Source organism: Pseudomonas sp. B21-009, from assembly GCF_024749345.1.
Lineage (GTDB): Bacteria > Pseudomonadota > Gammaproteobacteria > Pseudomonadales > Pseudomonadaceae > Aquipseudomonas.
In genome coordinates this window covers 1675872-1688939 of the sequence record NZ_CP087199.1, presented here as the reverse complement: position 1 = coordinate 1688939, position 13068 = coordinate 1675872, and the positions used below count along the sequence as shown (strand labels likewise).

At 63.3% G+C, this 13068-nt stretch carries 13 protein-coding genes; all 13 read right to left on the bottom strand.

Annotated features, from left to right (window positions below; translation table 11 throughout):
• Nucleotides 1-3: 3 nt before the first annotated feature.
• Nucleotides 4-498 carry a flagellar basal body-associated protein FliL gene (gene fliL, locus LOY34_RS07805; protein ID WP_045200300.1) on the bottom strand — a complete coding sequence of 165 codons (495 nt, stop codon included), beginning with the start codon at nucleotides 496-498 and terminating at the stop codon, nucleotides 4-6.
• Nucleotides 499-605: 107 nt separating this feature from the next.
• The gene (locus LOY34_RS07800) at nucleotides 606-1901 is read right to left on the bottom strand and encodes a flagellar hook-length control protein FliK (RefSeq protein WP_258664524.1); all 1296 of its coding nucleotides are present in this window, start codon (nucleotides 1899-1901) and stop codon (nucleotides 606-608) included.
• A 79-nt stretch (nucleotides 1902-1980) separates the two neighbouring features.
• A complete protein-coding gene (locus tag LOY34_RS07795) occupies nucleotides 1981-2328 on the bottom strand; it encodes an Hpt domain-containing protein (RefSeq protein ID WP_045200296.1) in 348 nt (115 codons plus the stop codon).
• Between the two features lie 25 nt (nucleotides 2329-2353).
• Nucleotides 2354-4069 carry a fused response regulator/phosphatase gene (locus LOY34_RS07790; protein WP_195883371.1) on the bottom strand — a complete coding sequence of 572 codons (1716 nt, stop codon included), beginning with the start codon at nucleotides 4067-4069 and terminating at the stop codon, nucleotides 2354-2356.
• Nucleotides 4066-4371 carry an STAS domain-containing protein gene (locus LOY34_RS07785; protein ID WP_045200292.1) on the bottom strand — a complete coding sequence of 102 codons (306 nt, stop codon included), beginning with the start codon at nucleotides 4369-4371 and terminating at the stop codon, nucleotides 4066-4068. The genes LOY34_RS07790 and LOY34_RS07785 overlap by 4 nt, the downstream gene beginning before the upstream one ends.
• A gap of 93 nt (nucleotides 4372-4464) precedes the next feature.
• Complete coding sequence (fliJ, locus tag LOY34_RS07780; protein ID WP_045200290.1) at nucleotides 4465-4917, bottom strand: flagellar export protein FliJ; 453 nt, start codon at nucleotides 4915-4917, stop codon at nucleotides 4465-4467.
• A gap of 6 nt (nucleotides 4918-4923) precedes the next feature.
• Complete coding sequence (gene fliI / locus LOY34_RS07775; RefSeq protein ID WP_093385605.1) at nucleotides 4924-6288, bottom strand: flagellar protein export ATPase FliI; 1365 nt, start codon at nucleotides 6286-6288, stop codon at nucleotides 4924-4926.
• A complete protein-coding gene (gene fliH, locus LOY34_RS07770; protein ID WP_093385609.1) occupies nucleotides 6278-7039 on the bottom strand; it encodes a flagellar assembly protein FliH in 762 nt (253 codons plus the stop codon). The genes fliI and fliH overlap by 11 nt, the downstream gene beginning before the upstream one ends.
• Nucleotides 7040-7123: 84 nt before the next feature.
• A complete protein-coding gene (fliG, locus tag LOY34_RS07765) occupies nucleotides 7124-8143 on the bottom strand; it encodes a flagellar motor switch protein FliG (RefSeq protein ID WP_045189054.1) in 1020 nt (339 codons plus the stop codon).
• On the bottom strand, nucleotides 8136-9917 hold the full coding sequence (gene fliF, locus LOY34_RS07760) for a flagellar basal-body MS-ring/collar protein FliF (protein WP_045200285.1): 1782 nt from the start codon (nucleotides 9915-9917) through the stop codon (nucleotides 8136-8138). The genes fliG and fliF overlap by 8 nt, the downstream gene beginning before the upstream one ends.
• Nucleotides 9918-9932: 15 nt before the next feature.
• Nucleotides 9933-10259 carry a flagellar hook-basal body complex protein FliE gene (gene fliE / locus LOY34_RS07755; protein WP_045200283.1) on the bottom strand — a complete coding sequence of 109 codons (327 nt, stop codon included), beginning with the start codon at nucleotides 10257-10259 and terminating at the stop codon, nucleotides 9933-9935.
• Between the two features lie 120 nt (nucleotides 10260-10379).
• Complete coding sequence (locus tag LOY34_RS07750; protein WP_045200281.1) at nucleotides 10380-11759, bottom strand: sigma-54 dependent transcriptional regulator; 1380 nt, start codon at nucleotides 11757-11759, stop codon at nucleotides 10380-10382.
• Entirely contained in the window at nucleotides 11759-12970 is a 1212-nt protein-coding gene (locus LOY34_RS07745) for a PAS domain-containing sensor histidine kinase (RefSeq protein ID WP_045200279.1), read from the bottom strand. The genes LOY34_RS07750 and LOY34_RS07745 overlap by 1 nt, the downstream gene beginning before the upstream one ends.
• Nucleotides 12971-13068: the final 98 nt, after the last annotated feature.

Below are 13068 nucleotides of genomic sequence, written 5' to 3'. Positions count from 1 at the left end.
CTCCTACTGCAATACGAAATTGGTGAACAGCAACTGGTCGATGACCGGCTTGCCGACTTCCTTCTGCGCCACTTCCTGGACACTGGCAGTGGCCTTCTGGCGCAGCATTTCCTGGCCGACCGGGCTGGACAGGGTGTCGAAGCCCTGGCCCGAGAACATCATGACCAGGTTGTTGCGAATCACCGGCATATGCACCTTGAGGGCATCCAGCGCTGCCTGGTCACGCCCCTGCATGGTGATGCTCACCTGCATATAGCGCTGGCGGCCGTTCTGGTTGAAGTTGACCACGAAGGCCGGTGCCAGCGGCTCGTAGATCGCTGCCGGCTTGAGGTTGGCCAGGGCCGGATCGACCGCAGGCTTATCCTCGGACTTGTGCAGGAAGAACCAGGTGGCGCCGACCGACAGGCCGATGGCAAGCAGCAATGCCAGCACCAACAGCAGGATCAGCTTGAGTTTGCCTGTAGCGGCGGGGTCTTTCTCTGCTTCGCTCTTCGCCATGCCAATAATCCGTCATTCATCGGAGATTTCAGTCACATGGCGAGGGTTGAGCAAGTGTTATGCCAACCTGGAAAAGCAAGGTCGGCCAGTACAAAGAGCACAGCCAATCAGGCGTAGTAATCCACCGCGCTGGAACCCACAACCGACTGCTGCTCGACCGGCATTGCACCTGGAGCGATTTCAGCGGACTCAGCGGATTCACCAGCTTCATTACGCCGTGCGGCCACGCCACTGAGTTTCGGCGTGTCCTGGGCGCCCTGCTGCTGGCCACCACGGGACTGGTCAGCGACGTTGACGTCCGGCTGGCCGAGCCCCTGCTGGGCAAACATTTCCTTGAGCCGGTGCACCTGGTTTTCCAGCGCCTCGCGCACCCCGGCGTGACCACTGACAAAGGTCACCTGGGCCTGCTGTTCCGGCGCCAGGTTGACGCGGATGTCCAGGCGCCCGAGCTCGGCCGGCTCAAGCTTGATATCGGCCGATTTCAGGTTCTGGCTGGACAGGTACATGACCCGGTTGACCAGGCCTTCGGTCCAGCCGCCCTGGTTCATCGCCAACGGCTGCTGCAGCGGCGTGGCTACCGGCACGGCATTGGCGGTCTTGGCCGTGGCGGCCAGGGTCAGGTTGCTCAGGCGCTCGGCAAAGTTGTCGACGCGCGTATCGCTGAAGGCGCTCTTGAGGTCCTTGAGGCCATCATCGAGCAGGCCACTGAAGGCTTTTTCACCCGGCTCGCCTGATTCGGCATCGGCACCTGGCTTGTCCAGCAGGGCCGCCAGTGTATTGACGGCAGGCTGCGCCGTCGGCGCTTCAGGCTGGGCATTGCCGGCCTTGCCAGCGGCATGGGCAGAGGTAGTGCCCTGGGCCTGGGCACTTTGCTCAAGGGCCAGGCGCAAGGCTGGCAGGTCAGACAGCGGATCGGCCTCAGGATCGAATTCCGGCGCTTCGGCTACCGGCTGGGCTGGCGCCGCAGCCACCTGCAATTGTGCTGCCGCCTGAAGCACCGGCGCCACGGTTTCAGCCTGGGCCTGGATCAATTGCGCGCCGGGCTGGGCGTCGGTCACTTGACCCGCCACCAGGCTGGGGTCAAGCAGGGTGGGATCAGACACCAGCGCCGGATCGACCTCGGTGCTGTCCTGCTCCTCAGGCAAACTATTGCCGCTGTCGGCAACCTTCGACGAATCAGCGGCCGTTTTATTGCCGCTGCCCGGGGCGGTGACGACCTTCTCAGGCACAGGCGCGTCCTTGGTGCCTGCAGTCGTCTCGCGAGACTGCTTGGCATACACATCGGAAAAGCCAGGCGCCTTGTCGTTAGAGGCCTGCAGCGATTTATCCGGCGCACCGGCAGTGGCGCGCGACGGCTTCGCCACGGCACTGGCTTGCAACAGGGGGTTGGAGGCGACAGGCATGCAGGAGTCTCCGCTACAGAAGTCGTAATCGTGAATTAGCGAAGACTACGCAAAACTCGCGCCAGGTTTGCCCTCGCGCTCAACCAATCGATACTCGCTGGCGTTCGTCGTGGTAAAGGTCACGAACGGCCGCATACTCGCGATCGATCTGGTTGATCAGGTCTTCGATGCCTTGCAGCGGGCCGTGATTGACGCGGTCTTCGAGCTGCCTGCACAACTCGGCCAACGCTACCGCCCCCATATTGCTGCTACTGCCCTTGAAACTGTGCGCGGCATGCGCCAGCTCGTCGGCGTTCTTCGCCTCATGCAATTGACTGAGGCGTTTTTCGGAATCTTCAAGAAAGGTTTCCAGCAAGTACAGGTAGCCATCTTCCATGACCTCCTGCAAGTCGCTGAGCACCTTGCGATCGATGTGAATGTCGGACACTTGCTCACTCCTTGATCAAGTTGGATTATGCCAGAGCCTCCCAGGCGAACTCCACGCATGCGCGGCGCCCCTCGTCGGCCCATTCGGCACGCCGGCTCAACCGGCGTATGAGGGTCAGACCGCGTCCGCACAACCCTTGTTCGGACACAGGCCTGGCCAGCACTTTACTCACATTGAAGCCCTTGCCGCTATCTTCGACTTCAATCTTCAGACGCCCGCCTTGGCGATCCGGCTCGACCCGAAGGGAGACGCGGATGAAGCCCTCGTTCAACGCCTGCAGGCGCTCGTCGCGCATCTGATAGTAGGCGGCAAAGCCCTGCGCATCGCGCTTTAGCGCCGAGTCCAGCCCCAGCACGCCGTGTTCCAGGGCATTGGAATACAGCTCGGTGAGGACACTGTGCAACGCCCCGCTCTGAGCCCGCAAACCGTGTATTTCCTGCAACAGCTGTAGCAAATAAGGTAATGGATTGAAACGTTTTAGCGTGTCGGCGCGAAACTCGAACTGCAGCGACCAGTCCAGCGGACTGGACTGCCCACTGTCAGAATAGATCACCGGCAGCGGCGACAACAGTTGCGGTTCGACCACCTCGATATCCAGCAGGCTGACATCATCGCGCGAGCGACCACGAAACGCTTCCAGCGCCTTCAGCACCTCCCCGAACAACAGTGCCGGCTGTCGATTGGCACTCAGCACCCGACGCAGGCGCTCGACACCGAACAGCTGGTCATTGTCATCACTGGTATCGACCACGCCGTCAGACAACAGAAACAGGCGCTCGCCCAGGGCCAACGGCAGCACCTGGGTGGCGTCATCAAAGCGCTCCGGCGCCAGGATACCCAAGGGCAAATGACGCGACACCAACGCCACAGGCTCACCCCCACCGGCGGGCAACAGATAGCCGTCGGGCATGCCGCCATTCCAGACCTCGACCACCCGCCGCTGGAAACTCAGGTTGAGCAACAATGCACAACAGAACATGTCCACCGGTAGGATGCGCTTGAGCTTGGCGTTCATCTCGCGCAGGGTTTCGGCCAGGCCGTAACCCTTGGCTGTCATGCCATAGAACACCTCGGCCAGGGGCATCGCCCCCACCGCCGCCGGCAGGCCGTGGCCGGTGAAGTCGCCGAGCAGCACATGCATGTCACCTGCCGGCGTGAAGGCGGCCAACAGCAAGTCGCCATTGAACAGGGCATAAGGTGACTGCAGGTAACGGATGTTCGGCGCACTCAGGCAACCGGCATGGGCCACCTGGTCGAACACCGCCTTGGCGACCCGCTGCTCGTTGAGCAGATGAGTGTGATGGCGGGCAAGCTGGTCACGCTGCTCCAGCACCGTGGCCTGCAGCCGGCGCATACGCTCCATCGCCTTGATTTTGGCGGCCAGGATCACCGGGCTGTAGGGTTTTGCCAGAAAATCGTCGCCACCTGCCTCCAGGCAACGGACCAGCGCCTGTTCTTCGCTAAGCGAAGTGAGAAAGATGATCGGCACCAGCGCTTCACCGGCCAGCGCCTTGATCTGGCGCGCCGCCTCGAAACCATCCATGACCGGCATCAGCGCATCGAGCAGGACCATGTGCGGGCGCTGCGCGGCGAACAGCGCCAGCGCCTGCTCGCCATTTTCGGCGGTGAGCACCTGATGCCCCTGCTTGCGCACAAGGGTGGCCAGCAACAAACGATCAGCAGCACCATCCTCGGCGATCAGGATGGTGAGCGCCTCGAAAACATGGGCTGGCTGGTTCAACTGATGTCGAACAGCTTGTCGAAGTTGGAAATGGCGAGGATCTTTCGCACATCGGAGCTGGTGTTGACCACACGGATTTCCGAGTCGTCGCCGCCGACGTGGTCACGCAGCAGCAACAGCATGCCCAGGGCCGAACTGTCCAGATAGGTGGCCTCCTTGAGGTCGACAACCACGGAGTCCGGCATGTTCTGCTTGAGCTCGTAAGCCTGGCGAAATTCCAGGTGCTTGCCAAAGTCAAAACGCCCCCTGACCTTGATCGTCAGTTTTTTCCCATCCGGGGATACTTCAGATACAACTGCCATGTCGATGATTCCTTCCATTGCGACGATTGCAGACATCTAGAAGGTTTAGCAGCCCCACCCCCCGGCAGCAAGCACTGCCGACCAAAGCACGCTTCAGTAGCGATCGTGGCGCGGCAGGCGCTGGGACAGTTCATCGAGCAGTTTTTGTTCGCGCTTGTCTTCCACCATGCGCGCCTCGTCGATGTAGCGCTGCACCAGCTTGCGCAAGCCCTCGACCCGGGCATAGGCCTGCTGCCAGGTGCCGCGGGCGTTCTTCAGATTGTTCTGGTGCCAGGCCAGGCTTTGGCGCTGCTGAGTCATGGCAGTTTCCAGCTGGCCGAGAAAGCTCTGGTAGTTGACCAGCCAGCTACCGGACACGCCCTGCCCACCGCGGTTGATCCACTGCAACTGGTAGTCTTCGCGAAAACGGTCAAGTTCGCTGAGCTTGGCCTGGGCCATGTTCACTTGCTGCTGGAATTGCCCCAGGCGCTGGGCGGCCTGGCGCTCGGCGTTTTCCGCCATCTCCACCACCGGCGCCAGACGCGCGGCACGGCTTGGCTGGGCCATGGCCTATCAGCCGCCTGCCGCAGGCAAGGGGGCAAACACGCCAGCCAGGTGCTCGCGGCTTTGCTGCATGCCGACGTTGTCGTTCAGGCCCTGGCGCAGGAAGTGCACCAGGCGCGGCTGCAGGGTAATGGCAAGGTCGGTCTCGGCGTCTCCACCGGCGACATAAGCGCCGACGCTGATCAGGTCGCGGCTTTGCGACAGGCGCGACCACAGCTGTTTGAACTGCTGCGCTTCGGTCATCTGCTCGGGGCTGACTACCTGCGGCATGACCCGGCTGATCGAAGCTTCGATATCGATGGCCGGGTAATGCCCCTCCTCGGCCAGGCGCCGGGACAGCACGATGTGGCCGTCGAGCACGCCCCGCGCCGAGTCGGCAATCGGATCCTGCTGATCGTCGCCCTCGGACAATACGGTATAGAACGCGGTGATCGAGCCACCACCGGCCTCGCCGTTACCGGCGCGCTCCACCAGCTTGGGCAGCTTGGCGAACACCGACGGTGGATAGCCCTTGGTCGCTGGCGGCTCACCAATAGCCAAGGCAATTTCCCGCTGGGCCTGGGCGAAACGGGTCAGCGAATCCATCAGCAACAGGACGTTCTTGCCCTTGTCGCGAAAGTACTCGGCAATGCGCGTGCAGTACATGGCCGCGCGCAAGCGCATCAGCGGCGCATCGTCGGCGGGCGAGGCCACCACCACCGAGCGCTTGAGGCCTTCTTCGCCAAGAATATGCTCGATGAACTCCTTGACCTCGCGGCCGCGCTCACCGATCAAGCCGACGACGATGATGTCCGCCTCGGTAAAGCGGGTCATCATGCCCAGCAGCACACTCTTGCCCACGCCGGTACCGGCGAACAGGCCCAGGCGCTGACCGCGGCCAACCGTCAACAAACCGTTGATGCTGCGGATGCCGACGTCCAGCGGCTGGCTGATCGGATCGCGGTTGAGCGGGTTGATGGTCGGGCCGTCCATGGGCACCCAGTCTTCGGCTTTCATCCCGCCCTTGCCGTCCAGGGCACGACCGGCGCCGTCAAGCACCCGGCCAAGCATGCTCATGCCCATGGGCAGGCGTCCACTGTCAGCCAATGGCACCACGCGCGCCCCAGGGGCGATGCCGGCAACGCTGCCGACCGGCATGAGGAACACCTTGCCGCCGGCAAAACCCATGACCTCGGCCTCGACCCGCACCGGGTGATAGCTGTCGTCATTGATCACCACGCAGCGGCTACCAACCGCCGCGCGCAGGCCTTCGGCCTCGAGGGTCAGGCCGACCATGCGTAGCAGGCGGCCCTCGACCACCGGCTGAGACGGCAAATTGACGGCGTCGGCATACGCCCCCAGGCGCTTGCCGAAACTGGTTCGTTCAAGGCGCATCAGGGGCATCCAGCTCAACCTGCACATCCGCCGCTGCCGGGTGCAGGCTTTGGTCATGGAGCTGATCGAACAATTGCGCCATGGCCTTTTCGATTCGGGTTTCCATGCTGGCATCGATACGGCTGTGATCAGTCTCGATGCGACAGCCTCCTGGCAGCAGGGCTTCGTCTTCGAGCAGCTTCCAGCGCTCCTCGTGACGCTCGCGCAGGGCTTTGACCTGCTCGAAGTCCTGCGGATTGATATGGATGCGGATGTTCTCGGCACCCATCGGCAGCAACTTCAGGGCTTCACGCAGTACCTGGCCGATCTGGCTGGAATCGCTGCGCAGCTCGCGACCGATGACCTCGCGGGCGATGTGCCCGACCAAATGGACCACGGCCTTTTCGATCTGGCTGTCTTGTTCGGCGATGGGTTCGAGCAGGTGGGTCATCACCTGTTCGAGGCTGGCCAGCTTGGCGCTCAGGGCCTCTTCGGCTTCCTGGCGAACCTTGAGCTGAGTGCTGTGAAAACCCTCGCGCTCGCCGGTGGCAAAGCCTTCGTTGTAGGCTTCCTGGCGAATGCTTTCAAGCTCTTCGAGGGTCAGTGGCTGGACTTCTTCCAGCGGCACTTCTTCGATTTCGTCCTGAACCGCTTCGGGCTCCGGTTCAGGCTCAGGCTCTGGTTCCGGGTCGAAACTGGGCAGCGCCCAGCGGTCGAAGCCCTCGACGTCGTTAGCGCGAATCAGTTCACTCAGGTGCTCGTTGGTTGACATGATTGCACGCACTCGTAAAGCATCGCGGGTCAAGCCCGCTCCCACAGGAGCGCTGTGGGAGCGGGCTTGACCCGCGATAAGGTCTTAGATCATCTCTTCGCCGCCCTTGCCACCGAGCACGATTTCTCCGGCTTCGGCCATACGGCGGGCGATGGTGAGGATTTCCTTTTGCGCCGTCTCGACGTCGCTGACGCGCACCGGGCCCTTGGCCTCGAGGTCGTCGCGCAGCAGCTCGGAGGCACGTTTGGACATGTTCTTGAAGATCTTCTCCTTGACCTTCTCGTCGGCGCCCTTGAGCGACACCACCAGCACGTCGGAAGACACTTCGCGCAGCAGCGCCTGGATACCGCGGTCGTCGACATCGGCCAGGTTGTTGAAGACGAACATCAAGTCTTCGATCTGCTCGGAGAGGTCGCCGTCGATGTCGCGGATCGCGTCCATCAGCTGGCCTTCGACGGAGCTGTCGAGGAAGTTCATGATGTCCGCGGCACGCTTGATACCACCCAGGGTGGTGCGCGCGGCATTGGAGTTGCCCGAGAACTGCTTCTCGAGGATCTGGTTCAGCTCCTTGAGCGCCGCCGGCTGGACGGTATTGAGCGACGAGACGCGCAGGATGATGTCCAGACGCACCTTGTGGTCGAAGTTGCCCAGCACTTCACCGGCCTGGTCCGGGTCCAGGTAAGCCACGACGATGGCCTGGATCTGCGGGTGCTCGTAGCGAATGACATCGGCAACCGCGCGCGGCTCCATCCACTTGAGGCTGTCCAGGCCGCTGGTGTTGCCACCGAGCAGGATGCGGTCGATCAGGCCGTTGGCCTTGTCCTCGCCCAGGGCCTGGGTGAGCATCTTGCGGATATAGCCGTCGGAACCGACGCCAAGGCTGGTCTGGTCGCCGACGATCTCGACAAACTCGCTCATCACCTGCTCGACCTGCTCGCGATGGACGTTGCCCATCTGCGCCATGGCCACGCCGACCCGCTGCACTTCCTTGGGGCCCATGTGCCGCAGCACCTGCGCGGCATCGGTTTCACCCAGCGACAGCAGCAGGATCGCTGCCTTGTCGACACGGGTCAGTTTGGCGGTAAGGGCTCGGTTATCACTCATCGGCGTTGATCCACTCTTTCACGACCTGGGCCACGCGACCCGGGTCTTCGGCCACCAGGCTCTTGATTGCGTTGAGCTGTGCGTCATAACCCTCGCTCGGGCTTGGCAGCAGAATGCTTTGCGGACCACCCAGGCTGACGCGGTCGTTGGCCAGCTCGCCATCCAGACCGAGCATGCCGCCCAGCTCCATGTCGCCATCGGCACCGGCGCCTTGCTTGCCATTGCCGGTGATGTTGTTAAGTACCGGACGCAGCACGCCGAACACCAGGACGAGGATGAACAGTACGCCCATGACCTGCTTGATGATGTCCCAGAACCACGGCTGCGAATAGAACGGAATCTCGGCAATTACCTCGCCACGGTCGGCGGCGAACGGCACGTTGATCACGCTGACACTGTCGCCACGGCTGGCATCGAAGCCCACCGCGTCCTGCACCAGGCGGGTAAAGCGCGCCAGGTCTTCGGCAGCCCACGGGGTGCGCGCGGCATCGCCGGTGGCCGGGTCGACCTTGAGCTGGTCATCGACCACTACCGCCACCGACAGGCGGGTCAGGCGACCCTGCTGCTGGCGGGTGTGGCTGATGGAACGGTCAAGCTCGAAGTTCTTGGTCGACTGCTGACGCTTGTCGGCCGGGTACGGTGCAAGCATCGGCTGGCCGGTGGCCGGGTCCATGATCTGCTGGCCGTTGGCATCGAGCAGCGGCTGGCCAGGCTGGATGGCGCTGGCGGCGGTTTGCGTGCCACCGGTGGTTTGCGGCGCCGAGGCCGGGCCAGGTGGCTGGTTGCTCAGCGCACCAGGCACGCCCTGCGGGCCCATGCTGCTGGAGCGCTGTTCGTTGACCGACTGCTCGCTGCGCAGCGCCGGCTGGTCAGGGTTGAACTGCTCGGAGGTGGATTCGACCGCGCTGAAGTCAACGTCCGCCGATACTTCGGCCTTGTAGCGGTCGTTGCCCAGCACCGGCTGGAGAATATTGTGCACACGCTGGGTGAGCAGGCCTTCCATGCGGCGACTGTAGTCGAACTGCTTGCCGGCCATGGTCAGCTCGGAATTCTCGACCTGGTCGGAGAGCAGGTTGCCCTTCTGGTCGACCACGGTGACCTGGGACTTGTTCAGTTCCGGCACGCTGGTCGCCACCAGGTTGACGATGGCCATCACCTGACCGGCTTCCAGGGCGCGGCCCGGGTACAGCTCGACCAGTACCGAAGCACTTGGCTTGCGCTCGTCACGGACGAACACCGAACTCTTCGGGATCGCCAGGTGCACGCGTGCACCCTTGACGTTGTTGAGGCTGGAGATGGTCCGCGCCAGTTCGCCTTCGAGGCCACGACGGTAACGGGTGGCCTCCATGAACTGGCTGGTGCCCAGGCCCTGCTCCTTGTCGAGGATCTCGAAACCGACATTGCCATCGCTCGGCGCCACGCCGGCGGCTGCCAGCTTCAGGCGGGCACGGGAAATATCGTCGGCCTTGACCAGCAAGGCGCCGGAATTGGGTTCGACGTTGTAGGGGATATCGGCAGCGGCCAGGGTCTCCATGACCTGCTTGGTGTCCATGCCGGCCAGGCTGCCGTACAGCGGCCGGTAGTCCGGTTGCTGCGACCACAGCACCACGGCAAAGCCGATCGCCACGCTGGCGGCCAGACCGACCAGCAGGCCGACCTGACGCAGCATGGGCATCTGCGAGATGTTTTCCAGGAACGACATGCCGAACAACGGCGGCTTGGGCGCTGCTGCGCTGCTTTTCGCGGGCACGTTATCGACGACTGCTTCGGCCATGACTCAATCTCGCCCTTATACCGGCATCTGCATGATGTCTTGATAGGCCTGCACCAGCTTGTTACGCACCTGGGTCAAGGCCTGGAACGACACAGTGGCTTTTTGCGAAGCGATCATCACGTCGGTCAGGTCAACCCCGCTCTTGCCGATCTCGAAGGCGCTGGCCAGCTGCGAGGAAGCCTGCTGGGTGTCGTTGACCTTGTTGACGGCCTGGCCGAGCATGTCGGCAAAACTGCTGGAGCCGACCTCAGGCGCAGCGGCAGCCTTCGGCATCGACATGGCGTCCATTTGCATGGCCCGCATGTCCAACATCAATCGATTAAATTCAACACCTTGGCTCATGGACTTCTCTCTCCGACGGCCCGCATTTTTTTGACACTCACGCAGCGGATAGGCAGGACATAGCAACAAGAGTGCCAGCTCTGCCCGCGGCCCGAACAAAAACTCTAATTCATTAATGGCTCAGCTGGCGTACAGGCTGGCCTCGACATCCATGCCGGCATCACGCATCTGCGCCAGCTTGTAGCGCAGGGTGCGCGGGCTGATGCCCAGGCGCTCGGCAGCCTCCTTGCGACGGCCGCGCTCGGCGCGCAAGGTGTCGATGATCATCTGGAACTCATGGCGACGCATGTCATCACCCAGACCGCCCGCCGCCTCGGTTTCAATATTCGGCACGACTGCGGCGACCGGCGCTGCAGCGAACATCGGCAGGACCCCGGCGAGACAGAAATCCGCCGCTTCGATCACCCCACCCTGCTGCAGGATCAAGGCACGCTGAATGGCGTTGTCCAGTTCGCGTACGTTGCCCGGCCAGGCATAACCTTGCAGACACGCCTGAGCATCAGGCGAGAGTCGAACCGGGGCATGCTTCATTTTATTGACGTGGCGCGCCAGCAATCGCTCGGCCAGCGGCAGAATATCGGCGCTACGTTCGCGCAGCGGCTTCCACGCCAGCGGGAACACCGACAGGCGATAGAACAAGTCTTCACGAAAACGCCCCGCCGCCACCTCGCCGGCCAGGTCACGGTTGGTGGTGGCGACCACGCGAATATCCAGGGCAATCGGCTTGCGCCCGCCAACCCGCTCCACCTCACGCTCCTGCAACACCCGCAGCAGCTTGGCCTGCAAGCCCAGGGGCATTTCGGAAATCTCGTCGAGCAGCAAGGTGCCGCCATCGGCCTGTTCAAATTTGCCGGCCTGGGCGGCGATGGCGCCGGTGAACGAGCCTTTCTCATGACCGAACAGGGTGGCTTCGAGCATGTTGTCGGGGATCGCCGCACAGTTGATCGCCACGAACGGCTGCTCGGCGCGCAGGGACTGCTGATGTATGTAGCGCGCCAGCACTTCTTTGCCGGTACCGGACTCGCCCGAGATCAGCACAGTCGAATCGCTGCGCGCAACCCGCGCCGCCAGCTCCAGCAACTGCGCACTGGCAGGCTCGCGCGCCACCGGTCCATCGCCTTCGCCCGCCGCAGCCACTCCCAGAGCGTGGCGTGCCACCAGCTCAAGCAATGCCTTGGGCTCAAATGGCTTGACCAGGTAATCGGCCGCGCCCTGGCGCATGGCCTCGACCGCGCGCTCGACGGCGGCATGCGCGGTCATCAGCAACACCGGCAACTGCGGCTGGCGCGCGCGCAGCAGGGCCAGTAACTGATGGCCGTCCATGCCGGGCATGTTCACGTCACTGACCACCAGGCTGAACGCCTCGCCAGCGACCACTTCCAGTGCTTCTTCGGCCGAACCTACGGCCTGGTAGGCAAAGCCGCCCAGCTCCAGGGTATCGGCCAGTGCCTGCCTCAGGGCGCGGTCATCTTCGACCAGCAGCACCTTGATTGCTTTCATTACTCTGCCTCCACCGACTGCGCGCCGATCAGCGGCAGGCTGATCCGGGCGCAGGTGCCGCGACCGGGTCGCGAACGTAATTGCAAACTGCCCTGGTGGGCCCTTGCCACCGCCTTGACTACCGCCAGACCGAGCCCGGTGCCGGTAGCCTTGGTGGTCAGGAACGGCTCGCCCAGGCGCGCCAGCAAGGCACTGTCGATACCGGCGCCGGCATCACTGATACACAGGTGCAAGACCTGCTCGCGCCGGTATAGGTGAACCTTGAGCCGCGCAGGCTCGCCACTGGCCTGCAGGGCGTTTTCGATCAGGTTGAGCATGGCGCCGACCAGGGTGTCGCGGTTGCACAGCAACTCGCCCAGGTGACTGTCGCACTGCCAGCGCACCGCATGACCCTGAACATGGGTCTGCGCTGCCTGCTGCAGGGCCTGGAACAATGCCTTGGGGGTCAGCCGATCGGTCAGCGGCAACTCGCCGCGGGCGAACACCAGCATGTCGCGCACCTGGTGCTCGAGCTCGTGCAGGCGTTCCTTGAGGTTGCCGGCAAAGCGTTGCTGGGTTTCCACCGGCAAGTTCTGCTCGGCCAGGTGGCTGGCGTAGAGCATGGCCGCCGACAAAGGCGTGCGGATCTGGTGGGCCAGCGACGCAACCATGCGCCCCAGCGACGACAAGCGCTGGTGGCGGGCCAGCTGGTCCTGCAGGTGACGGGTTTCGGTCAGGTCATTGAGCAGTACCAACTGCCCGGGCTCGGCATCCAGCGAGCGGGTGGCAATCGACAGGCGCCGGCCATCACGCAGCGACACTTCATGACCGTCATCCTCGCGTGGAGCAAAGCTGCGAGCGATCACTTCACGCCACAACTCACCCACCAGCGGTTCGCCCAACAGGTCGCTGGCGGCGGGGTTGGCCTCACGCACCCGGCCCAGGCCATCGATAACGATCACCCCGCCCGGCAGCAGGGCCAGCAGGTTCTGCAGGCGGTTGGCCAGGCGCTCCTTCTCGGCAAGCTCGGCCATGCGCTGGGCGCTGACCACCGCCAGCTCGCCCTTGAGCTCGGTAACCCGGGCTTCGAGCAGGCTATAGGACTCACTAAGCTGGCTGGAAACCTGGTCGAACATGGCAAAGGCCTGCTCAAGACCAAGGCGGCTTTCCTGTTCGGCGGCGTTCGGCCCCTTCGGTTCAGGGACACAGGAGATGGTGGCGACCTGGGGCATCATGCTCTCTCGCGTGGCTGACCGTCATAAAACGGTGTGTTGCCAGCGATATAGCAATAGCCGTGCCGGATAGTTTGGGGGCGCTTGCCAGGAAGGCC